The 23,556-nt window shown below is 34.1% G+C and carries 23 protein-coding genes and 2 tRNA genes; 12 read left to right on the forward strand and 13 right to left on the reverse strand.

What is annotated here, in order from left to right; all coding sequences use genetic code 11:
- Positions 1-93 precede the first annotated feature (93 nt).
- Both BVG17_RS04000 and BVG17_RS04005 read left to right on the forward strand, forming a co-directional pair.
- Positions 94-170, forward strand: a tRNA-Met gene (locus BVG17_RS04000).
- A gap of 354 nt (positions 171-524) precedes the next feature.
- Complete coding sequence (locus tag BVG17_RS04005) at positions 525-1,205, forward strand: hypothetical protein (protein ID WP_063630846.1); 681 nt, start codon at positions 525-527, stop codon at positions 1,203-1,205.
- Between the two features lie 25 nt (positions 1,206-1,230).
- Here the strand turns inward: BVG17_RS04005 and tmk are convergent, their stop codons facing one another.
- On the reverse strand, positions 1,231-1,824 hold the full coding sequence (gene tmk / locus BVG17_RS04010) for a dTMP kinase (protein ID WP_017531880.1): 594 nt from the start codon (positions 1,822-1,824) through the stop codon (positions 1,231-1,233).
- 102 nt (positions 1,825-1,926) lie between these two features.
- Here tmk and BVG17_RS04015 point away from each other — a divergent pair, with 102 nt between their 5' ends.
- From BVG17_RS04015 to BVG17_RS04025, 3 genes are all read left to right on the forward strand, one after another.
- Complete coding sequence (locus BVG17_RS04015) at positions 1,927-2,499, forward strand: thioredoxin family protein (protein ID WP_063630847.1); 573 nt, start codon at positions 1,927-1,929, stop codon at positions 2,497-2,499.
- Between the two features lie 5 nt (positions 2,500-2,504).
- Entirely contained in the window at positions 2,505-4,223 is a 1,719-nt protein-coding gene (locus BVG17_RS04020) for a monovalent cation:proton antiporter-2 (CPA2) family protein (protein ID WP_063630848.1), read from the forward strand.
- Between the two features lie 89 nt (positions 4,224-4,312).
- On the forward strand, positions 4,313-5,485 hold the full coding sequence (locus BVG17_RS04025; RefSeq protein WP_063630849.1) for an aspartate kinase: 1,173 nt from the start codon (positions 4,313-4,315) through the stop codon (positions 5,483-5,485).
- A 3-nt stretch (positions 5,486-5,488) separates the two neighbouring features.
- Here the strand turns inward: BVG17_RS04025 and recF are convergent, their stop codons facing one another.
- Both recF and bcp read right to left on the reverse strand, forming a co-directional pair.
- Positions 5,489-6,568 (reverse strand): DNA replication/repair protein RecF, encoded by a 1,080-nt coding sequence (gene recF / locus BVG17_RS04030; RefSeq protein ID WP_063630850.1) that lies wholly within the window; start codon positions 6,566-6,568, stop codon positions 5,489-5,491.
- Positions 6,569-6,576: 8 nt separating this feature from the next.
- Positions 6,577-7,044: a thioredoxin-dependent thiol peroxidase gene (gene bcp, locus BVG17_RS04035; protein WP_063630873.1), complete on the reverse strand. Its 468-nt coding sequence runs from the start codon at positions 7,042-7,044 to the stop codon at positions 6,577-6,579.
- 63 nt (positions 7,045-7,107) lie between these two features.
- On the opposite strand from bcp, the gene gshB reads away from it, so the two are divergent.
- Positions 7,108-8,034, forward strand: coding sequence for a glutathione synthase (gene gshB / locus BVG17_RS04040; protein ID WP_063630851.1), 927 nt, complete (start codon positions 7,108-7,110; stop codon positions 8,032-8,034).
- Here the strand turns inward: gshB and BVG17_RS04045 are convergent.
- On the reverse strand, positions 8,019-9,041 hold the full coding sequence (locus BVG17_RS04045; protein ID WP_063630852.1) for a UDP-N-acetylglucosamine--N-acetylmuramyl-(pentapeptide) pyrophosphoryl-undecaprenol N-acetylglucosamine transferase: 1,023 nt from the start codon (positions 9,039-9,041) through the stop codon (positions 8,019-8,021). The genes gshB and BVG17_RS04045 overlap by 16 nt on opposite strands.
- Before the next feature lie 90 nt (positions 9,042-9,131).
- On the opposite strand from BVG17_RS04045, the gene BVG17_RS04050 reads away from it, so the two are divergent.
- Positions 9,132-9,485, forward strand: coding sequence for a hypothetical protein (locus tag BVG17_RS04050; protein WP_063630853.1), 354 nt, complete (start codon positions 9,132-9,134; stop codon positions 9,483-9,485).
- Between the two features lies 1 nt (position 9,486).
- Here the strand turns inward: BVG17_RS04050 and lpdA are convergent, their stop codons facing one another.
- From lpdA to der, 4 genes are all read right to left on the reverse strand, one after another.
- Positions 9,487-10,872: a dihydrolipoyl dehydrogenase gene (gene lpdA, locus BVG17_RS04055; protein ID WP_063630854.1), complete on the reverse strand. Its 1,386-nt coding sequence runs from the start codon at positions 10,870-10,872 to the stop codon at positions 9,487-9,489.
- A 703-nt stretch (positions 10,873-11,575) separates the two neighbouring features.
- Positions 11,576-12,055, reverse strand: a complete 480-nt coding sequence (locus BVG17_RS04060) for a disulfide bond formation protein B (protein ID WP_063630855.1) — start codon at positions 12,053-12,055, stop codon at positions 11,576-11,578.
- 92 nt (positions 12,056-12,147) lie between these two features.
- Positions 12,148-12,687, reverse strand: a complete 540-nt coding sequence (locus BVG17_RS04065) for a hypothetical protein (protein ID WP_241654158.1) — start codon at positions 12,685-12,687, stop codon at positions 12,148-12,150.
- Between the two features lie 252 nt (positions 12,688-12,939).
- Positions 12,940-14,265, reverse strand: coding sequence for a ribosome biogenesis GTPase Der (der, locus tag BVG17_RS04075; protein WP_063630856.1), 1,326 nt, complete (start codon positions 14,263-14,265; stop codon positions 12,940-12,942).
- Between the two features lie 135 nt (positions 14,266-14,400).
- Between der and BVG17_RS04080 the strand changes: the two genes are divergently transcribed.
- Entirely contained in the window at positions 14,401-15,225 is an 825-nt protein-coding gene (locus BVG17_RS04080; RefSeq protein WP_063630857.1) for a hypothetical protein, read from the forward strand.
- Positions 15,226-15,349: 124 nt separating this feature from the next.
- The gene (locus BVG17_RS04085; protein ID WP_063630858.1) at positions 15,350-16,876 is read left to right on the forward strand and encodes an acyl-CoA carboxylase subunit beta; all 1,527 of its coding nucleotides are present in this window, start codon (positions 15,350-15,352) and stop codon (positions 16,874-16,876) included.
- 549 nt (positions 16,877-17,425) lie between these two features.
- On the opposite strand, the gene BVG17_RS09550 is transcribed toward BVG17_RS04085, so the two are convergent.
- Complete coding sequence (locus tag BVG17_RS09550; RefSeq protein WP_241654159.1) at positions 17,426-17,707, reverse strand: hypothetical protein; 282 nt, start codon at positions 17,705-17,707, stop codon at positions 17,426-17,428.
- Positions 17,708-17,794: 87 nt separating this feature from the next.
- Positions 17,795-17,867, reverse strand: a tRNA-Thr gene (locus tag BVG17_RS04100).
- 19 nt (positions 17,868-17,886) lie between these two features.
- On the opposite strand from BVG17_RS04100, the gene BVG17_RS09195 reads away from it, so the two are divergent.
- From BVG17_RS09195 to pdxH, 3 genes are read left to right on the forward strand one after another with little or no spacing between them, the layout of a single operon-like run.
- A complete protein-coding gene (locus BVG17_RS09195) occupies positions 17,887-18,030 on the forward strand; it encodes a hypothetical protein (RefSeq protein ID WP_164819321.1) in 144 nt (47 codons plus the stop codon).
- Positions 17,996-18,811: a bifunctional DNA-formamidopyrimidine glycosylase/DNA-(apurinic or apyrimidinic site) lyase gene (mutM, locus tag BVG17_RS04105; protein WP_063630860.1), complete on the forward strand. Its 816-nt coding sequence runs from the start codon at positions 17,996-17,998 to the stop codon at positions 18,809-18,811. Before BVG17_RS09195 ends, mutM begins: the two co-directional genes overlap by 35 nt.
- Before the next feature lie 15 nt (positions 18,812-18,826).
- A complete protein-coding gene (pdxH, locus tag BVG17_RS04110; RefSeq protein ID WP_063630861.1) occupies positions 18,827-19,411 on the forward strand; it encodes a pyridoxamine 5'-phosphate oxidase in 585 nt (194 codons plus the stop codon).
- Between the two features lie 380 nt (positions 19,412-19,791).
- Here the strand turns inward: pdxH and BVG17_RS04115 are convergent, their stop codons facing one another.
- From BVG17_RS04115 to pstA, 3 genes are all read right to left on the reverse strand, one after another.
- Positions 19,792-20,889 carry an ankyrin repeat domain-containing protein gene (locus BVG17_RS04115; protein WP_063630862.1) on the reverse strand — a complete coding sequence of 366 codons (1,098 nt, stop codon included), beginning with the start codon at positions 20,887-20,889 and terminating at the stop codon, positions 19,792-19,794.
- A 391-nt stretch (positions 20,890-21,280) separates the two neighbouring features.
- Positions 21,281-22,078, reverse strand: coding sequence for a phosphoribosylformylglycinamidine synthase subunit PurQ (locus tag BVG17_RS04120; protein WP_063630863.1), 798 nt, complete (start codon positions 22,076-22,078; stop codon positions 21,281-21,283).
- Positions 22,075-23,325: a phosphate ABC transporter permease PstA gene (gene pstA, locus BVG17_RS04125; protein ID WP_063630864.1), complete on the reverse strand. Its 1,251-nt coding sequence runs from the start codon at positions 23,323-23,325 to the stop codon at positions 22,075-22,077. Before pstA ends, BVG17_RS04120 begins: the two co-directional genes overlap by 4 nt.
- Between the last annotated feature and the right edge of the window lie 231 nt (positions 23,326-23,556).

Below are 23,556 nucleotides of genomic sequence, written 5' to 3' on the forward strand. Positions count from 1 at the left end.
AAGAAAAGTTAATAGATATATAAATATATGTAATAGTGTGATTTTATTCTTTTATTTATTATTATTACGCATATAATAACAAATAAGCAACGACGCGGGATGGAGCAGCTCGGTAGCTCGTCAGGCTCATAACCTGAAGGTCGTAGGTTCAAATCCTACTCCCGCAACCATCTTTCAATTGTACAAACATCGCGATTTCTCTTATTATAATAGCAAGGGTATTTCTGACTCAAAGCTTGTTTTTGACCTGTAGGCTCAATCGCAACATTCAATAAAAAACTCAGGGTATTTATTGACGAAATTATAGCGGCTGCATGTCTTTTAATTTTTTCTATATTTAGCCAAATCGCACTTGTTAGCACATTATCAATTTAAATTATTAAAACTCGCTACTCGGGACTTCTTTTGCCTTTTTTCTATTTGGTTAGATAATTTTATAAATTAATGAAGATATTCATAATATTGATTTTTTATCACAACAATGCTATAATTAAGCTAATATTACTTTTAGTGAGGTGTGAGCAATGGTTGATGTAGCTTTTATTGGCGTAAATACAGTTATTGATAACGGATACAGAAGAAAAATAAAACTCGTTATGTCAGGATTATTTTTAGCTGTGTCAGCAGCAACTGCTATCTGGTTTATCTTTCCTGGATCGCAAAATGTACTTGCTCCATTCTTGCTTCCAGCTATATTCCTTCTCTTGACTCTGTCTATGGGATATTATACGTTTCTTTTTGGTTGTGAGAAAAAATCTGTAGTAGAAAATGTTCTAGGTATGGTTGAACCTGCTGAGTCAGTTAAGAGAGTGCGTTGCCAAGACGAGATCGAATCTTTGCTAGCAAAAACAAGAGATATCACAAAAAATAAGTTTTGTAACATACTGATTAATCTTTGTTTTGAGGATCGTATCAAAGCGCACAAACTTGCTTTATACGTAAAAGACATTGATGATATTGCATCTTTAATAAAGAATGAGGATCTTTTAAGTCACTTTGATCAATTTTTTACCATAACTGAAGTAAGCAATAAGAATAGTAGAAATGAGCTAATTAATCGCGCAAGAATATATAGAACAATAAGTGAAAAACCTAAAAATGAAATACAAAGTTTTTTAGCTAATCAAAAAGAGAGTCTTTCGTATGAAATAACGTCACCTAAAATTGACAACTTTTTGCTACAGGCTGGTATGGTAACTGTTTAAACTAGCAAAAGTTCAATGCGTGTAGCTAAGTTTTTGCAATATCAATAATTTCATTTTGTACGTGATTATCACTTTTTGTTTCAATTTTAGTAATAACACTGCACCTTTTGGGTTCTTTTTTAGCTATTTCTTGAAATCCTTCTCGAACTTTATTATAAAAATTAACGTTCATCTCTTCATATTTATTTTTGTCTTTTGCTCTGCTGAGTCCAACTTGAACATCAATATCTAAAATAAATGTGATATCTGGATATTTAATTTCCACTAATTTGTGTAAGTCTCTTATTAGACTTAAGTCAACACCTAGTCCATACCCTTGATACGCAACAGTTGAGTCAATAAACCGATCACAAATCACTATTTTCCCTTCTAAAAGAGCTGGCAATATTAATTTTTTCATATGTTCGTGCCTCATCGAGATAAGCAGCAAGAGTTCAGAAATAGGATCAATATTATCCTTAAGTAGTAATCCTCTTATTTTTTCTGCAAAATCAGTACCACCTGGTTCTCTAGTCAATACGACATTATTTTCACCGTGAATTTGCTTGAAATAATTTGCAAGTAACTCAGACTGTGTTGTTTTACCAGAACCATCTATTCCTTCAAAGGTTATGAACATAAATTTTATAATTACAATGCTAAATGCAAACAGTTTACATAGAAACCATTTGACATTTAAGCAATAAGATCATAAATTATGGTATACAATTCTCTATGAGCTATGGTTACGCTAGACACTCCTAAGATAAATTTAGACTTTACTGCAAAGAATTTCAATCTCCTGGGAGTGGATAACAAATATTATACATTAAGTGACTGCTATGGGGAAAATGGTTTCATTGTAATGTTTATATGCAATCACTGTCCTTACGTTCAATCAATTATTAGCAATCTAGTAAGCGATGTTAATTTGTTAAAAAAAGATTATCAGGTAAACACCGTTGCAATCATGCCAAATGATGTAAATGAGTACCCAGAAGACTCCTTTGAAAACATGATTAATTTTGCCAAGGAAAATAAGTTTACATTTCCATATTTGATTGACAATAACCAAGAAGTAGCTAAAGAGTATGGTGCTGTTTGTACCCCTGATTTTTTTGGCTTTAATTCCAAACTAGCCCTCTGCTATCGCGGGCGTTTTAACAACACAAAAAAAGAGAAAGTTCAAAATTACGAAGTAGGAAGTAGTGATTTATTTCAAGCCATGAAATTTATTGCAGAAACTAGCAATCCTCCAGTTGACCAAAAATCAAGCATTGGTTGTTCAATAAAATGGTCTAATTCTACAGGTTGAATATTATGCACAGCGGCTCTCAGCATTTGTTTGATATTATAATTTTACTCTCTGCTGCTGTGTTTATAGTCATAGCGTTTTGGAAAATGAATATTAGCCCAGTACTTGGTTACTTTGTTGCAGGTGCGTTGATTGGTTCTCATGGGTTTAATCTGATAAATTCAGTTGAAGTAATGGATAATTTTGCAGAGTTTGGCGTAGTTTTCCTATTGTTCATTATAGGTCTTGAATTGACATTTGAACGCCTTATCGCTATGCGTAGGCATGTGTTTGGGTTTGGTTCCCTTCAAGTTATAGTTACCATGATAGCAATATGGTGCATTGCTCTTGCCTTTGGAGTAAATACAAACATGGCAGCAGTTATCGGTGGTGGACTTGCACTATCCTCAACAGCAATAGTGTTGCAGGTTCTGCAAGAAAAGGGTTCTCAAGCAAGCCAAGTTGGTAGATTGTCAATAGCAGTGCTACTAATGCAGGACTTTGCAGTGGTACCTCTAATAGTACTAGTGCCTCTGCTTACTGGCAATTCTGAACACAGCTTAATAAGCTCGTTGGCAGGCTCATTAGTGCAAGCAGCTATTGCATTGGTGTTGATATTTGTAACTGGTAGGTTATTACTGAGGCCATTGTTTTCGGTTATTGCCAAAATGGAGAGTAATGAGATCTTTATATCAACAACACTTCTGATAATATTAGGATCAGCATTTATTACTGAACAATTTCATTTATCAATGGCATTAGGCGCATTTGTTGCTGGGTTACTAGTTGCAGAAACAGAACACAGGAATTCGGTAGAGCATGCAGTATTGCCATTTAAAGACTTATTTCTTGGTTTATTCTTTATGACTGTTGGCATGTCTATTGATATTGACCTTTTACTCAACAAGTTACCACTCGTTACTTTATTATCAATTATCCTTATCGTTTTAAAGACGTCCATTATATATACATTGTGTAGATTTTTTGGATTTAGAAGTGCACCTGCAATACAAGCTGGATTACTGCTTGCACAAGGCGGTGAATTTGCATTTATTTTATTCCGTTTAGCAGATGAATTAGATGTACTATCAAGTGAAATCGCTCAAGTGCTTATGATGGTAACTACAGTAACTATGGCTTTTACTCCTCTTTTATCGGGAATAGGAGACTGGATAGCAAATTCATTTAGCACTGAAAAAATAATACTAGACGATGAAGCAATCGAAACAGACACACAAGATCTTTATAACCACGTAGTAGTTGCCGGGTTTGGTAGAGTGGGATATATGGTAACGAAAATGCTTACTGCAGAGCATTTAAGTTATGTTGTTGTAGATATTCAATCAAAAATAGTGAAAGAAGGAAAAAATGACAGTTTCCCTATATATCTTGGAGATGCTACAAGATATGAAATTTTAAAATCAGTAGGAATAGAAAGAGCTCAAGCTCTTGTGGTTTCAATAAAGAACGAAGTCACTATAAAGAAAATAGTTTCTCTAGTTGCAACAAACTTCCCACATGTAAATATTATAATACGTTTACCAGATTTGAATAATGTGGAGGTTTATAAAGATCTAGGGGCTAGTAAAGTTATTCCCGAAACGTCTGAAATTGGATTGCAGCTAGGTGGAGCAGCATTAAGTTTAAGTGGTATTAGCGAAAGCGGGGTTACATCTTTAAAAGGTAAATTCAGAAAAGGCAACTACAGTATGTTAAAAGACCTTGGTAGTGATAAAGATGAATAATCCTCTATCACTTTAATTAGTGACCAGAAAAACACATTTAATTAAGCAACTATACTCTCTAGAAAGGTGAAATTGACCTTATTGTAACTATGAACAAAATAATAATAAAAAAATTTGGTGGTACTTCGCTAACTGACTTAAATCGAGTTGCAAATCTAATAAAAAACGATATTAAAAAAGGTTATAATGTAATTGCTGTTGTATCTGCTGCTGCAGGATTCACTGACCAAATGGCTTTTCAAGCCAGGCAAATTTCAAATTTAAATTGTAGACAAGAGTTATCAGAGTATGATGTCCTGCTTTCAGCAGGAGAACAAATCTCTTGCGGGTTATTAGCTATCACTCTTCTGTCTGTTGGAGTTAATGCCAAATCATGGCTCGCCTGGCAATTACCAATTCTAACGGATAATTTTTATTCTGAGTCTAAAATAAAAAAGATAAAAATTGACCATGTAAAAAGATCTTTTGCTGAGGGTTATACTGCTGCAATCATTGCTGGTTTTCAGGGTATATACGATGATAGAATCACTACTTTTGGTAGAGGAGGATCTGACATCTCAGCAATTGCCTTTGCTGTAGTCTTTGGTATTAGGACTTGTGAAATTTTTACTGATATTGACGGAATATATACAGCAGACCCAAAAATTGTTCCAAGGGCACGCAAGCTTAAATCTATCTCTTACAATGAAATATTGGAGATGTCGTCATCTGGTGCTAAAATATTGCATAATCGTTCAGTACAACTTGCAATGAAGCATAATATTAAGGTGCAAGTGTTATCCACTTTTGAGGAAGTAGAAGGCACTACAGTACTACACGAAAAGGATGTATTGGAAAGATACTTAATTACTGGAATAACTTATAGCACTCACGAAGCTCTTGTAACTTTTACTAACTTTGCAAATACTCTGGATACTTTAAGAGATATAGCAGGAGCAAACGTTAAAATTGACATGATACATGGGTCAAGCTTTTTGATTTCCAAATTTGATGTTGATTTAATGACAAAGTTATTGAACAAAAATGAAAATTATGTCGTAAACAATAATATAGCTAAAATTTCAATAATTGGTATTGGTGTTATGTCTAACACTGAAGTGATGTACCGCACACTCAAGGTTTTAAGCGAAAAAAAGATAGAAATACTTGCTGTCACAATGTCCGAAATCAAGATCAGTATAGTTGTTCAAAAAAAACACGCTGAGGCTTTAATTAGAGATTTACATACTGAATATGAGCTTGATGCATACCAGCACGCTTGAAATTTATTTACTTGATAATTCAAAAAACTTGAAAGAGCAAAGGTAGTTATTGAAATTATCTTGATTTACATCAGTTATCCAAGTTTGACATTGAATGCTTAACACCTCCTCCATTAACGCCTTTCTGTAATGTTTATCCAAGTGCGACATTATATCGTCAAGCAGAAGAAGTGGTGCCTTATTATAATAAATACACCTTGCTTTTACACTGGATAAAACAATAGAAAGCAACAATAACTTTTGCTCTCCAGTGGAGCACAGATTTATTGGTATGTCTCTCTCTTGGCAAAAAACTCGAAAATTATCGTTATGTATAGAAAAGGTTACTCTACCAATTAATGAGTCTTTTTCTCTGTTTTCCTTTAGACGATTCTGAAAATATTCTGCAGTATCGTTCAAAGTTAGCTGACTGCTAAATTTCAAACTTGCCTTTGGAAAAAACTCACAAGAATGGTTATCAATTGTGCCCTGTAGTATTTTTAAAACAGACAAACGCATACGTAAAATATCAACTGCATTGGTAGCCATGACATTTTCAAGGCTAGAGAGCCAATTTCCGTCTAAAATATTCTCTCTAAGCAGTTTACTTCGCTCATGTTTAGCTTTCCTGTATTTCATATAGCAATAAGTGTAATTTTCTTCAAACAGTGAGACGATACGGTCTAAAAATTTTAATCTGTCGCTCGGAGAATTAAGAAGAATATAGTCCATTTGTGGAATTAGCCATATTACATTAGATATTCTATACAAAGATGAGTAGTTTGACTGTGTTTTCCCATCAATTTGTATTAATTTCTTATTAAAATTCTTTCCTATACCAATTGAGCTAAGCTCTGCTCCATTAAAAAAATCATAGTACACTACCCAATCTTCATTGCTGAGTCTATTTTGCATCTCACTGATTTTTGCTTTTTTCATTCCGTTGCTTTTAGCAAGCAATGAGATTGCTTCAAGTATATTAGTTTTTCCAATACCATTTTGGCCAGTTATCACAACTGGTCTATCGTCTAAATCCAGTTCAAAATTTGAATGACTACGGAAGTTATATAATTTCAGTTTTTTTATATAGCAATGGGTAGTCATTCTTTAATTTATATTCTGCTTACTTCCTCTAAAACCTCATCAACATGTCCACTCACTTTTACATTTTTCCAAATCTTTACTACTTTACCTTTTTTATCTATTAAAAAAGTAGTACGCTCTACTCCCATATACTTTTTGCCAAACATACTTTTCTCTACCCAAACACCATACTTTTCCAACATTTCAGCATTTTCATCAGAAACTAAAGAAAATGGCAGAGAATATTTTGCTTTGAAGTTAGCGTGGCACTTAACGCTATCTTTTGATACACCAATTATCACTGTGTCAAGAGAAGAAAAATTTTCTATATTGTCTCTAAAGCCTTTTGCCTCCATTGTGCAGCCCGGAGTATCGTCTTTAGGATAAAAATAAAGAACTACATTTTTTTTATCAAAAAATTCACTCAGTGATAAAATCTCACCAGAATCTGTTGGCAAGCTAAAATCAGGTGCATTATTTCCTATTGTTAATTCCATACTTTGCTCCATTATTAACACTTTTATGGTACTATATTATATTGTAATAGGAAGGGAGGATAAATGAAAGTAGCTTTTCAGATGGATGAAAGTATAAATTTTGAAGCTGATACTACATTTTCATTAATAAAAGAAGCGCAAAGAAGAAGGTACGAAATTTTTGTTTATGTACCTAATAATTTAGCACTCAAGTTAAATCAGCCAATTGCCCTTGCTCAGAAAGTCAGCGTTGATGATTGTAGCTTCATTTCAAAAGAGGATGTAGTAATCAACCTAAATGAAATGGATATCATATTTATCAGACAGAATCCACCATTTGATATGCGGTACATTACAACAACCTATATCTTAGAAAAGACTACTGCGTTAGTAATAAACAATCCAACAGAAATAAGAAACTGTCCTGAAAAATTAATTACTTCACTATTTCCAGAGCTAATTCCTCCAACTTTGATCACTGAAAATATATCGATGATTAGAAATTTTTGTCACGACTATCAGGATATCATCTTGAAACCACTATATAGCTATGGAGGAAATGACGTAATAAGAATACAAGACCAAAATAGCATTCAAGTGGTAGTCGATCTCATGATTGCAAAATATGAATGTCCTGTAATTGCACAAGCATTTTGTAAAAAGATAAATACAGATAAAAGAATACTGCTACTGGATGGAAAGCCAATAGGAGTAATGAAGCGAGTTCCAAAGTTTAGCGGAGAAATCAGAACAAATATGAGGCTTGGAGCAAGTTTTGAATCTATTGAAATGAATGATAGAGACACTGAAATATGTAATAAAATTGGTCCTGAGCTAAAGAAAAGAGGGCTAATATTTGTTGGTATTGATATTATAGATGACTTCCTTCTCGAAATTAACACGACTTCACCCACGGGAGTAGTTTACATCAACAAATTATATAATATATCACTAGAAAAAGCACTATGGGATGCATTTGAAGAAAAAGCAATTCGTCAACTAAGTTCTTGAGCTATTGCCTTAATAAATTCAGTAACTCCATTCCTTATTCTTGTTTTCTTAGTATTATTAGCCATATCACACAATTTTTGACAATTTTGCAATAAATCAACTAGCAACTCTCCTAGATTCTTTTTCGCGTTACTATTTTGCTCGACCATTACAGCTGCTCCCGAATCTTCAATATGTTTTGCATTACAAAATTGATGATTATCTTTTGAGTAAGGGTAAGGAATATATATAGCAGGGCGCTCAGCAAGAGTAATCTCTGCTATTGAAGTTGCTCCCGCTCTGCTAATTACCAAATGAGCATTGGCCAGTCTGCTCTCCATATCATCGAAAAACTCACTTAACTCACAATCAATCCCTTCACTTTTGTATAGACTCTTGACCTTGTTTATATTTTTCTTCGTACATTGCTGCGTTACTCTAATCCTCTCTTTTACTTCAACAGGTAGATCACAAATTACGCTGCTCACTACATCATCAAAAAAATTTGCACCCTGACTGCCTGCTATTATTAACACGTTTAAAACTGTTTCATCTCTAGAATAGCCTTGTGCTTCTATATCGACAAAATTTCCTGTAAAAACGCATTTACTACCTTCTGCATACTTAGTCTCTGGAAAGCTAATTGCAATTAATTTTGCACTCTTGAAAAAGAATCTATTTACTCTCCCTAAAATTGTATTTTGTTCATGTAAAATTATAGGTATAGAAAAAATCCCTGCTGCAAGAAGAGTTGGAAAAGAAGCGTAGCTACCAAAACCAATGACTAGTTTTGGTTTCAATTTTCTGATTTTATATATTGTTAGTACACAACTATATGTTAACAAAAAGAGAAACTTCAATTTGTTGCTGCTTGGCTTGCACAATGGTAAAATATAACCCTCTACATTGATGATTTTTTGATTAGTGAATAATATACAATTGTGCCCTTGTGCCTTTAGTGCTTTTGCTAAGGTTATAGCTGGAAAAATGTGTCCACCTGTACCACCTGTTGCTAGAATAATAGTCATCTGTAAGTAGTAATTTGATAATAGATTGTCAATTATTTTTTAATAATTTGCATGTAAAATTTTATTAAGCTTTATGATAGTGAGTTAAAAATGCCTAAAAGTAGTGACAGCAAAAAAGAATCTAACGTGAAAAATAAGCCTCAAGAGCAAAGAGAAGGCAGAAGCGGAGGTCTTGTAAGATTGTTAAAAAGCATGATAAAAGCTCTTTTTAACTCAGTTGTTGATCTACCTCAGCAAGAACAACTCAATAAAAATATTGATAGACAACAAGGTTTAGATAGTAAAAGAAAAAGCCCAGAGGATCTTAGTCAGGCAAAAAAGCTTGAAGTGAAAGAAGCCGCTGAAGGGTTAAAAGAAAAGTTAGAAAAATCTGATATTGGTAATCAATCTATTAGAATTGAATCGCCTAATCAGGATAATTGTAGCTCTAAAACAATAAGTTAGCTTAACTATTTAACGATTCACCATCTGCGGCAAGTACTGATTCGTGTATAATTTCCGAAATAGTTGGATGAGGAAAAATCGTAGATTTTATGTAGCAGTCTGTTCCCTCTAGTTGCTTTGCAAGAGCGAAATTGCTAATTAACTCTGTTACTTCCGCTCCTATCATGTGAGCTCCAAGAAGTTCGCCTGTTTTTTTGTCTATAATTGTTTTCACTAAACCTTCAGTTTCACTTAGTGCAATAGATTTACCATTAAAGTTGGAGTGAAATTTTCCTACTTTTATATCGTATCCACTTTTTATTGCCTGTTCCTCAGTAAGGCCAACGCTTGCTACTTGCGGATGAGAGTAAGTGCAATTTGGTATGCACTCTTTTTTTAACTTATGAGCATTTTTACCGGCAATTTTCTCAACACAGATTACAGCTTCATGACTTGCTTTATGCGCTAAACATGGGGGACCAGCTACATCACCTATTGCATACACACTTGATTCACTTGTTTCATACCACTCATTCGTTTCAATGAAACCAGAAGGACTCAACTTAATTTTTGTATTTTCTAAACCTATATTTTCAGTGTTTGCTTGCACGCCAACTGCAACAATCACCCTATCAAATTCTTTGCTCTCACCACTACTTAGTAACACTTGAGCAAAGTCTTTATTTTTAGTCAAAGCTTTTACGCTACTGTTTGTATATATTTTTATCCTTTGTTTTGTGAATATTTCTTGTGCTAAATTTGAAATATCTTTATCTTCCAGCGGCAAAATAGTGTCTTTTACTTCTATAATTGTTACATCAACTCCCAAAGTACTATAAAAACTTGCAAACTCTATTCCTATCGCACCAGAACCTATGATTAGTAGAGATTTTGGTAACTTCTTTGGAGTCATAGCGTGCTGCGCATTCCATATTAAATCTCCATCTACTTCGATTCCAGGAAGATTTCTTGCCCTTACACCTGTTGCTAAAATGATATGCTTAGAAGAAATTTCCTCCTCCTTCTTATCATTAAGAATTTTTACAACATAGTTACCTGCAAGTTTACCAAAGCCTTGATGAACTTTGATGTTATTTTTTTTCATCAAATACTCAACACCACTTGATAGCTTATCAACAACGTTCCTTGAATATTTCACTATTGATTGTATATCAAAACTTGTATCCTTTACTTTTATGCCAAATTCTTCTGATCTTCTTATTAATCTATAAACTTCAGACGCTCTAAGTAGCGATTTTGTTGGTATACATCCCCAATTTAAGCATATACCACCCAAATTTTCTTCCTTTTCAACAATTGCAGTTTTAAGTCCAAGCTGCGCCGCTCTAATTGCTGCTATATAACCACCAGGACCGCTGCCTATAACTGTAATATCATACTCATTCATCAGCTTTCTTCGTATTCAAAAAGATTATATATAACAGATGGAACCCGTATGATCAATGCTCAGGTGCATAGAAGCGGCTTGACAAACCTTCCCACTTTTCTTCTTATATCAATAAGAGTATTTATCCTTGTTTTTAATCTCCGCGGATTTAGCAACAAAATTCAGTAAAAAAAACTCAGATATTTATTGGCAGATTACATAAAAATTATAGCGGCTGCATGTTTTTTAAATTTTTTCTACTTCAGCCAAAACACGCTTGTTAGCACATTATCTATTTACATTATTAAAACTCGCTATATAGGGATTCTTTTGCCTTTTTTTTTACTTAGTAAATTTTATTAATATTTATAGCTAAAGCTTCAGGCCAGCACTTGATGCTGGAATCCAGAAACCTTTACTACAAATAAGCATATTGAGCACAAAATTATGCTAAAACACAACGTTTTTGGTGAGATTATGGACAAACTTAATCCCAGTATCTGGGCACTAGGATGACAAGAAATAGGTTGCTTGAATAACAACGAAAGGTTATTTGGATGATAGCCACACTTCCAGTGTCAGCTACTCGGATGACAAGAAAGAGGGCACTGGCATGCTGAACCATAATGTTCGTACAGCTGTGCAAGAATCAGTGGGTATGACTTGCTAAATTTTTAAATTACGGACAGCACCAAGTAACGCACAAGTACAGCGTCTATACCAGTTACTGTTGTACCTTATTTCTTTCTTCACAATACATTTTACCTGATAAGAATAGAGCTACTATAAGATAAATAAGATTCCATGTTGCTAACGAAACACCAAAAATATAATGAGGTCTGTCACAAGACGGAGAGTAGTTAGGGTTTAATAGATTATTTCTTAGCTCTTCTATGCTAACGTTACCACTTGCTTTCTCTGTACAGCCTAAAACATCATGAAATAAGTGGAGTTCAAGACCTACATGATAAAAAGATATTATTGCACCAATGAGATAGCTGCAAAACATCGCATAGATTAGGATTTTGTTGTCTTTGAACATATACGCAACTGCAAGTAGCCCTGTAACATAGTAAACTACTCGCTCGTATATACATAACTTACACGGTATCATATTGAAAAAATACTCTAGCACATATGCAAAAATTAAAGCGACAGCGCTTGATAAGAGAAAAATTATAGAACTGTTATTTACATCTGACATAGTTAATGAATTACTACAATATCTGTGAAGAGTCAACTCTTGTTTGACAACGTTTCATGTAACCCACGTACCTATGTGCTACTCTACTACTTTTAACCTCTATACACATGCTCACAACTGGATACTGATTTGATTTGTATACTAGTTACAACTCTAGTAACACTATCTATTTTTGCAATTTCTTCTTTGGTATACAATTCATCCTTGTTTTTCGTCCAGCTATTGTCATATTGAATATCAACTTCTCCTCCATTGGTTTTAAACCCAAATGTTTCTTGCATAAGCAATCTTGCTTCTTCCAAACGTCTATTGTAACGTTTGTTAGAATCTTGATAGCTAGATATAAGAAGAAGAACGTCATTAGAAAGAGTGAAATATACTATCTCTTCCATAATTTTGTAAATCTCATGTTCTGATAACTTAAACAAAGGATAATCTTTTTGAAACTTATTCTTTACTTCATTGTAAATTTCCATAATTTTTACTCTACCAGCATCGCTTAGAGCAATGATAGCATTTTCAATACTTGCTATACCATCATAGTCATAACCTTTTCTGTCATTTTCAGCAACCAAAAAGCCATGCACAGCCTGAATCTCACCAACTTTCTTATCTTCTTTAGGTAAAATCAAAATAGATCATAGGAGACTTCAGTGCTAACAACATAAATATACGCATACTGTCTATCTCAACACCAAAATTTTACTTTCTGGAATAGAGTATAGATCTCTAAAATATTGAGATACAGTGTATAAAGGACATTTAGATAGTTCTGTTTTCTTATTTGGTTGTAAGTGAAAGCTAAATCCATACTCTCCTAAATCCAGCTCATTAAAGTCTATAATCTCTACATTTTTGTCTAGATTAAAAGGAAGCAAGATTACCTACTTTACATAGGGATTTTTGTTCTTTTTCAAAAGTAATCTGACTGGTACGCCTTCAACAAAGAAGTTTTTTCTAAGACCATTAGTCAAATAACGTTTATAACTCTCATCAACACTTTCCGGGACGTTGCATACCAAAGAAAAAGCTGGAGGTTTGGTGCCAATTTGAGCAATATACTTCATTTTAATTGCTCTACCTTTTATAAGTGGGTGAGAATGTTTTTCCACGGCATCTATTAGCCAATTATTCAGTTTTGCAGTGCTGATCTTCTTGTTTAAGGATTCACTCACTTCAAGACACTTATCTATCACATCACCACAGCGCATACCTTTCAACGCAGAAATTGTTACAGTTGGCACTTCCAAAAATAACCGAGTCACTTCCTGTTGTTTGACAAATTTTATTAACTTACTTCTGTCATCCTTACCTATTAAATCCCACTTATTTAAAACAATGATAATTCCCTTCCCCCCTTTAATTGCAGCTTCAGCAATTGATAAATCCTGCTGCTCAATGCCAAGCAAGGAATCTAGCATTAAAATCACTACATGAGAGCGCTTTATTGACTCTATACTTTTTTCAACAAATCTTGATTCTAAGTTATCAACAACATTTGCCTTTCTGCGGATTCCCGCAGTATCGATGAGAGTGATTAATTTCCCATTATGGTCGTATGAAATATCCACAGAGTCACGCGTGGTACCGGGTTTTGAGCTTACTATTAGTCTATTTTCTGCAAGTAAACTGTTTAAAAAAGTTGATTTTCCAACGTTTGGGCGACCGATGATTGCAATCCTCAGTCTAATGGACTCACTTTCAGGCAGCTCAGTTTTTTTGTTCAAACCTTCAATAACACCAGTTAATGCATCATAAAGATCTACCATACCAAGATTATGTTCGGCTGAGATATACACCGGACCCATGAAATCAAAGAACTGCAGGTAATCAACGTTTTCTGATTTATGACTTTCGCATTTGTTTGCTATTAGTATTACAGGTTTGTTCGTTTTTCTCTTCAGCCACTTTGCAAACTCTTTGTTCTGCTCGTTTTGCACTTTTGCATCAACAAGAAAAAAAATTACATCTGCGCTTAATAAAGAAAACTCTATTTGTTCAATAACTTGTAGTGAAAAACTGGTTTGGTCATTCCATCCTCCTGTATCTATAACTTTAAACTCTAAATCACTAATTCTTCCAATTCCTTCACGCCTATCTCTCGTTACTCCTGGAATGTCACTAACTACCGCTGCTTTTCTTCTTACTAGCCTATTAAATAGAGTTGACTTGCCTGCATTTGGAAGGCCTATTATGACTATTTTCAGCATAGTTTAAGAGCGTATTTTATAAATAGTAAATTATAATCAAAATTTTTTAATTTAACTATTGACTTGATAGATTATATACCTATCCTAAAATTAGGATATTTTACCTTAAGTTTATTATGTAAAATTGGAGGCGCTATGCATAATGCAAATGAAACTTTAATAATGAATTTCGATCAAGTTGCTCAATTAACTTCTCAAAATTATAAATTAGGGACACCTTATAACAACAGGACACGTATATATAACTATATAACTTTAGCTAAAGCATTGGAGAATCTCAATGATCCATCCCGGTCACATGCAAATAAGGAGCTTTTTTTGAGTGACAATGATGAAGAAACTAAGAAACTTCTGAGTGTAATTCGAAAAGGAATTGCTGAATATACAGGTAATGATTCTGTAGATGTGAGGTTGAGAGGAAAAGAAGATAAATCATTTACTGCATGGGTATCGTTAAAAGAAGGCAGAGGTGAGTTAAAATTTGATAACTCATTTCCTGGTAAAGCCTTAAAGGATAGTAATCTAAAAATTGGAGCTTTTACATTGGTATCTCCAGAAGATAAAAGGTTGGTGCGTGTTTCACAAAGTGATGATGGTGTAAGGCTTTATCAAATACTAAATGAGTCTTGTATAATTAAATTTAACTGGAAAGTGGGTGATAGAGATTGCAGTATTGCTTTAAATATTAGTGGAAATGGTAACATATTTTGTACTGATTTAAGTGATAATATAAGTCCTGAGGACTTCGAGGAAAACAAAGCTGTAAAAATAAAAATTGGCTATTATGAGAATAAGAAGATGGATAAATATAATGACATGACTCTAGCAAAATTGGTCTCATTGGCTTCAAACTTACAAGGAATTGAAAGAGAAGTTATAACAATCAATCCATCAACAGGTGTAACAAATGCAAGTGCACAGAATGTTAGTGAGTCTCAGCATTCTCAAAATATTAAATAGAAATTGCTAGCGCATTAATTATCGTACACATACACCGTTGCATGCAGTAACGGTGTATGTGTATAATCAATAGGATTTGTAAGCTCAATAAAGTTTGCAACCAATTTGAAAGTTATTTTACTACATGCAAGACTCTGAAATACTAGAAACTCTAAAGATCAAAACATTAGAAGCTGAAAAAGGAGGAGGTCCTGATAGAGTTAACAAGCAACATGAAAAAGGGAAATTAACTGCTAGAGAAAGGCTGAGTATATTGCTCGATGAAAATTCATTTCAAGAATATGATAAGTTTGTAAAACATCACGCAACTGATTTTGGCATGCAAAATGCTGATTTTTTAGGTGATGGAGTTGTAATTGGCCATGGTACTATTTATGGCAGAAAAGTTTTTGTTTATTCTCAGGATTTCACTGTCTTTGGCGGATCGCTTGGCGCATCACATGCAAAAAAAATATGCAAAATTATGGATATGGCAATTAATGCCAGGGTTCCAATTATCGGACTAAACGATTCTGGTGGAGCCAGAATTCAAGAAGGAGTAAATTCCCTTGCTGGTTATGGAGAAATTTTTCAAAGGAATGTAAATGCATCAGGCGTTATACCACAAATCTCTCTAATCATGGGCCCGTGTGCTGGCGGTGCAGTTTACTCTCCAGCGCTAACTGACTTTACTTTCATGGTAAAAAATAGCTCATACATGTTTATAACCGGACCAGATGTAGTGAAAAAAGTTACATACGAGAACGTAAGCCACGAAGATCTCGGTGGAGCAAAAATTCATACAAGCAAAACAGGAGTAGCAGATTTTGCGTTCAATAATGATGTTGAAATGCTACTGAAAATGCGTGAATTCCTTACCTTTTTGCCAGCCAATAATCAAGAATTGTCAAAGCCTGTACCAACCTGTGACTTAATCGATGATGTTGATGAATCTTTAAATACTCTAGTTCCTATAAACCCTAACATTTCTTATAATATGTATGAACTTATTGAAAAGGTGTGTGATGAAAGGAAATTTTTTGAACTAAAACCCGATTTTGCTCGTAACATCATAATTGGCTTTGGCAGAATTGGAGGAAATACTATTGGTGTTGTTGCAAATCAACCTATGCACCTTGCAGGATGCTTGGATATTGACTCTTCAAGAAAAGCTGCGAGGTTTGTAAGATTTTGTGACGCATTTAACATTCCCATCATCACACTTATTGATGTTCCAGGGTTTTTACCTGGCACGAATCAAGAATACAATAATATAATACAACACGGAGCGAAACTGCTTTACGCTTACGCTGAAGCGACCGTGCCGAAAATTAGCCTTATCACTAGAAAAGCGTATGGTGGTGCATATATTGTTATGAACTCAAAGCATTTAAAAGGTGATATAAATTACGCTTGGCCAACCGCTGAAATAGCTGTAATGGGCCCTGAAAGTGCAGTTGAAATTATATTTAGGCATGAAAAAGACCAGCAAACGTTAATCAAAGAATATAAAGAGAAATTTGCTAATCCATTTTTTGCTTCATCACATGGATACATTGATGACATTATAGTGCCAAGTAAAACAAGGCATCACTTTCACAAAGCACTAGAGCTGCTTAAAAACAAGAAAGTAGAAAGGATATGGAAGAAGCATGATAATCTTCCTTTGTAACTTTCCTCTCAGTCTTTATTGTAAGGTCTACAGTGACGTTACACCAAGTTGGATTACCAATAACGCTAACTTTTGGGTTCCTTTTTTCTATAATATATTCTTATAGCTAAAAAATTACTTCCGCATATTCTAAATCTGATTATAATGACAATTAGAGATACTTTTAGAGCTCAAAAATTTATCTTTGTCTGCAGACTTTTTTTTTATTAAACAATCAAACTCATAAAAAAATGTAGCGTATCCTCTTCAGCGTATGTGGGTGCATACACACATACTTAATTTCTGTCGTATGTGCATTGCATTTTTTTCTAATCTTTTTTTTCAAAGGAGGATTTTATGTCCAGAATTCCAGATATTTGACGTTTACTTTAGCTAATAAAAACCAACTGGTACCTGCGGTTTTTATAGCCTCAAAATTTCAATCAAACTTCAACTATCATTCAAAGAAACTTATAGTTATTCTTAGTGTTATTACTGTAGTAACAGCGCTATTGATAAGAATATAGAAAACCTCTATAACCTTGGTTCTTTTAAACTTTGTAGTTGATTTTAAGTAAAGATACTCGTAATTATACCAGCTAACTGTGCAAAAGACTTTAAATGGGAGTATATAAGTAGGATACTAACTACTAACAAAGATATACAAATATACAAAAGTTGTCTTTGTTTATTTTGCCAATTAGCAAAAAGCTTATCCAATAAGTCGTTTTTCCTGTCTTTTAGGGCTAATATTCCATCTTCTTTCGCTAACTTAAAATCTATATCCTGCTTCCAGTGCGATAAATCTACAATTACATTTTCTACCATTTGTTTTCCTATTTTAGACCTCACTAATTACTTTATAATAGATACAGGCAGCTTCAATGTCTCACAATCATAAACGTTGAATACATACAACAACATGAGTACAATTCAGTGTGCCGTTACCAAGACTCGAACTTGGGACCTCATCATTACCAATGACGCACTCTACCACCTGAGCTACAACGGCAAGTTCACGTATTATGATAATGAATAACATGAAAAAAAATAAGGAAAAAGAAGAAGAGAGAAAAAGATTGGCAAAAGCTTTAAAGCAAAATATTCTAAAAAGAAAAAAACAGCAACAGAGTAGACAAGATGCCAGAACTCCCAGAAGTGGAAGTAATCTCTAACTTCTTATTTGATAAAATCAAAAATAAGAAAATAAACAATGTGACAGTCAATAATTGTAATTTGCGTGTACCAATAACGAAGAATATTGATGATTTGCTAAAGGGCAAAGTTATAAACGATATCAAGCGTAGAGGTAAATATATAATCTCGAATATAGATGCTAGTATGGCTGTAATCATACACCTTGGCATGAGCGGAAAGCTTATATATGCTGAAGACAATCAAGCACAGAACAAACATGATCATGTGATATTCTTATTTTCTGACAACACTTCACTAATCTTTAATGACCCAAGAAGGTTTGGATTAGTGATTGTTTTAAACAGAGAGCAAGAACTAAATTTTTTTAATAACCTAGGAATAGAACCCCTCACAGATGAATTTGACGGACATTATTTACAGAAGTTGCTAAAGAACAGAAAAGCAAATATCAAATCAGTATTAATGAATAATAAGCTAATAGTTGGCGTAGGTAACATATATGCTTCTGAGAGCTTATTTAGAGCTCGCATATCACCACTTAGGCTAGCACAAGATTTAACATATATAGAGTGCGAAAAACTTGTTATCGAAATAAAAAATACTCTGAGTGATGCAATTGCTGCTGGCGGTTCAACACTGAAAGATTATGCACAGCCATCTGGATCCGCTGGATACTTTCAAAATAACTTTTACGTATATGGTAAAGTGCAAAAGCCTTGCAGAATCTGTAACAATATCATAACACTTATACGACAAAATGGTCGTAGCACTTATTTTTGCAATGCATGTCAGAATTAAATTTTATTTTTGCATATGACACTCTTACCTGAAAAAGATCCTTTTGATTTGTTTTCAAAGTGGTATCAAGAAGTACTTGATTCTCTGTCAACTGCAATGACACTAGCAACGTGTAGCAAAGACTGCATTCCATCTGCAAGAGTGGTATTACTAAAGGAATATAGTAAAGAAGGTTTTGTGTTCTTTACTAACGTAAACAGTAGAAAAGGAAAAGAATTGACTGAGAACCCCAAAGCTGCACTCGTATTGCATTGGACAGAATTTTCTAGACAAGTACGAATTGAAGGAGAAGTTAGGCTTCTAAGCGGCAAAAAGGCTGACGAATATTTCTCCTCTCGAGCACGTGATAGTCAAATTAGCGCGTGGTGCTCAAAACAATCGAGTGTTCTGAAAAATTGGCAAGATTTTGAGCAAGCTATAAAATTGAAGGAGAAAGAATTCCACAATACACAAGTTTCTCGTCCTGACTTTTGGGTGGGATTTTGCGTAATCCCAAAGGTAATTGAATTTTGGCAAGAAGGTGAATATAGGAAACACACTAGATTTAGATATACTCTTGTTGAGAAAAGCAATTGGAAAATAGAGCAGTTATATCCTTAATTGTAAAAAATAGCATCTGTTCAGATGCATATGAAACCAGTGCTTCCTTTTTTGTCATCTCAGTTTCCATAATGTCATCCCAGTGCTTGACACTGGGATCTAGGAATTCTGATCATGTATCAAGACGTTGTCATTCAAGTAGTTGACCTGGAACCCATTATACTCCGTAAATTTAACTGGATGCCAGTGTCTGGGCACTGGCATTACACCCATTCCTTTCTAGTTTGTTATTCAAGTAGCCTTTTTAGTATCATCTACTTTCATGACACTATTCATTCCTATAATTGTCTTTTCTCGTCTATCTTATTTTTCCACTCTGCTTGAACAGATACGTACGGAAAGCTCTACTGTGTAAGTGCCTCTCTCTTAACTAATATACATCACTTGCTAGGTCCGGATATATTAATTTTTGATAAGTCAACTTCATCTACTGATGAGCTAGGTCTGGTGTCTTTCATATGTTTTACCAAAAGCTCCATAACTTTTCTTTGCCCAAGAAATTGCTGAAATGAACGTAATGCATCCGGATCAGTTAACCCAAGGAATGTCTGGAATGCTTGTAGATTTGGGCTATCATTATACCAGCCACTATTTTTATTGCTCTTAGCAGTTGCTTGTAAAGGAGTATCTCCTGAATGGTTTTTAATATTAGCATCAGCACCTTTTTTTAGCAATAATCTTGCTATTTCTTCATGGCCTTTTATAGCTGCTACATGTAAAGGTGTATTACCAAACCTATTGCCAATGTTGACATTCACTCCTTCTGCACTAAGTAATAACTCAACTATCTCTTTATGGCCATTGTTAACAGCTACACTCAAGGGATCCCTATCAGTACTACAGCCATTGACTTTAGCGCCGTTACTAAGAAGCAACTTAACTACTGCTTTATGTCCATTCTGAGCAGCTAAATACAAGGGTGTGAAATTATCTTTGTTTGCTGTGTTAACATCAACCTTTCTTGTATTAATTAATAATTCAACTACTTCAGTATGTCCATTCTGTGCGGCTATTTGTAGAGCTGTTGTACCAAATGTATTGTCTTTAGCATCAACCTCAATTTTTTGAGTATCAAGTAACACCTTTACAACTTCTACAAGTCCATTTTGAGCAGCAATATGTAAAGGTATTTTACCATCAGTATAGTCTTTTATGTCAGGATCAGCTCCTACTTTAATCAACTCCTCTACTATAGCGTTTACTGTAGTTTTGTTTTCACTCATAATAGCAGAGTGTAAAGGTGTACTGCCTTCAATAGTTCTTGCATGAACATCAGCCCCTTTACTTATTAGTAACTTTACTACGTCTAACTGCCCTGAATAAGCAGCTTTATGTAAGGCTGTAAATTCAGCTCTATCCTTGATATTGATATCAATTTTTGCATTAAGTAATGACCTAACTTTGCTTATTTCACCGCGAAAAGCAGCTGTATGTAATGGAATACTCTCATCTAAAAGCCATTGATCTATACTGAACATGTTTACCCTCTCTATATATACAAGAGCGTACTATATCAGAATAATGAATACTCAAGCAAGTGTATTTATCCATTGAATTTTTTTTACGCTTGCTGTATTCACTAGCTTATTAAAATTTCTGAATCAGGTATTTTTTAGCTATAAATATCAAGAAATTTACCAAATGGAAAAAAGGCAAAAGAACCCCTTGGTAGTGAGTTTTAATAATTTAATGTGCTCATAAACACGTTTTGGCTGAATGTAGAAAAATTTAAAAAACCGCTACAATTTCACCGATAAATACTCTGAATGAATTTTGTCATTGAACCCACGCAGGTCAAAAATAAGGATTTATTGTCATAACAAGGAAAGTAACTTTTTATGGCTTGTTGTATGTAACGTATTGTAATACTTACGCAAAATATTTTAGTGCATTCTCAAATATGAGCATTCCATCACCATATTTTGGCATAGCCACTCCTGAACGTTTACATTTTTCTTTTTCAAGAGGCCAGTTGTCCTGCTGAGTAAAAAATATTCCTCTCTCTGGGTGAGGCATTAAAGCTAAAACTCTACCACTTTTGTCTGACAAAGCTGCCAGGTCGTATATAGATCCGTTTGGATTGTAAGGAAATTGTAAATTTGCATAGTCACCATTTTCATCAACGTAACGCAGTGCAACGGAATTATTTTCAATCAATTGATTTAAAATATCTTGATCCATAAAAAATTTGCCTTCCCCATGAGCAATAGGGAGATATAGTTCACTCAGGCCCCGTAGCCAAACAGAATTACTCTGCGGATTAACTCTCACTCTAATCCAACGACATTGGTAATTACCTATATCATTAGAGGTTAAAGCTAGATTAGAGAATTCTGGAACTAACTTTACTAATATCTGGCAACCATTACATATCCCTATAATAAGCTTATCCTGAGATAAGAAATTTTGAAATTCGTCTAACAAGTTGTTTTTTATACGCAAAGCAAATGCATTGCCAGCACCAGTGTCATCACCGTAAGAAAAACCTCCTGGAATTGCAAGTATATTACTTGATTTTAGTTCATCTGAATTACTTATAACTTCATTAATGTGAACGATTTTTACTTCAATATTATTAATACCAAGCTTTCTGCTGCATTCCATAAATGCAAATGCAGTTTCTTTTTCACAATTTAAGCCATAACCAGATAAAACAATAATTTTCATGAATCAAAAAACTCAAACTTTCTTTTTACAAAATTTGCTATTAAATTCAAAGCAAATAGCATTAACAATAAAGCTATAATTGCAATGGCAGCAAGCTCAATAAATGCAATTTCAGGACTACTTGACCATATGTATATTTGTACAGGTAAAACAGTTGCCGGATCGAAGAAGGATGTAGGTGTATCAGCAATAAATGCTACCATGCCTATCATAAGTAAAGGGGAAGATTCGCCTAAAATCCTTGCAATTGCAAGCACTGCACCATGTATTATCCGTGGCAACGCAATCGGTAAAGAGTGATCCAATATCACCTTGATGTGAGGTGCACCTAGCGCAAACGCTGCATCTTTTATTGCAATAGGAACGTTTGTAAAGGCATTTTTTGTTGCAATAATAATATTAGGCAGCATCATAAATGAAAGAGTCATCCCGCCAACAAGCGGTGAAGAACGGGGTAAACCAAATATGCCCAAGTAGAGAGTCAGTCCTACCACACCAAATATTATCGAAGGCACTGCAGCAAGGTTATTCATGCTAATTTCTACAATACTGGTTATTAGCCTATTTCTAGGCATAAATTCATAAAGACAGATACCTGACATAATTCCTATTGGCAATGCCAACGCTAAGCATACTATAATTGTCATTAATGAACCGATAAATGCCCCTAAAATACCTGCATTCTCAGGCTCACGAGAATCAGACTTAAGAAACAGAGACTTATTAAAAAATTTTCTTACTCTTCCCTTCTCTTTTAACCAATCAAGTAATTTAGCATAACGACCATTCAAACATTTATTTTTATATAGTGAATTGATCACACTCGATGCGGTAAACCAAATCTCATATTCACCACTATTTTTTACTCTCTTACGAAAAAATTTCTCTAGTTCTTTGTAAGAATTACGACTTAAAATTTCGTCACCGTCTTTAAAATCAGTTCCTTCAAACACCTTACGTAAAGAATTGTTGAGTAAGCCAATGGACTTATATCGTAAATCACCAGGATTATTAGTTAAAATAAGATCAGCATTTATTTCAACTGGCAATAAAATTTTCGTTACTGTTAAAGCACTGTAAGAGTTAACTAATATACTCAACAATATACACACAGGACAGCCAAGTGAGATAACTAGTGCCGTGAAAGAACAAAAGCGTAACGCTCTGTTCTTTTTATTTTTTCTTTTTACACGAGCATGTACGCGCTTAGATTGAAGTAACTTAAGAAAGTTTTTCTTTATACTCATTTACTTTTCTTTACATGAGGATTTGAAAAAACTTTCCCCTTTTTCCAGTGCTTGACACTGAGATCTAGCAGGCTTTGCCTGCAAATAATTTTTATATTTTCCATGAAAGCACAAACCAAAAGGAGAATCTGGATCCCAGTGTCAAACACTGGGATGACACCACAGCGGGAGGCAAAGTACAGTTGTGCGTCACACATTGGGATAATAAGAGAGGGTTTTGAGATGATACAA

Origin of the sequence: Wolbachia endosymbiont of Laodelphax striatellus, assembly GCF_007115015.1 — a bacterium.
Classification (GTDB): Bacteria; Pseudomonadota; Alphaproteobacteria; order Rickettsiales; family Anaplasmataceae; genus Wolbachia.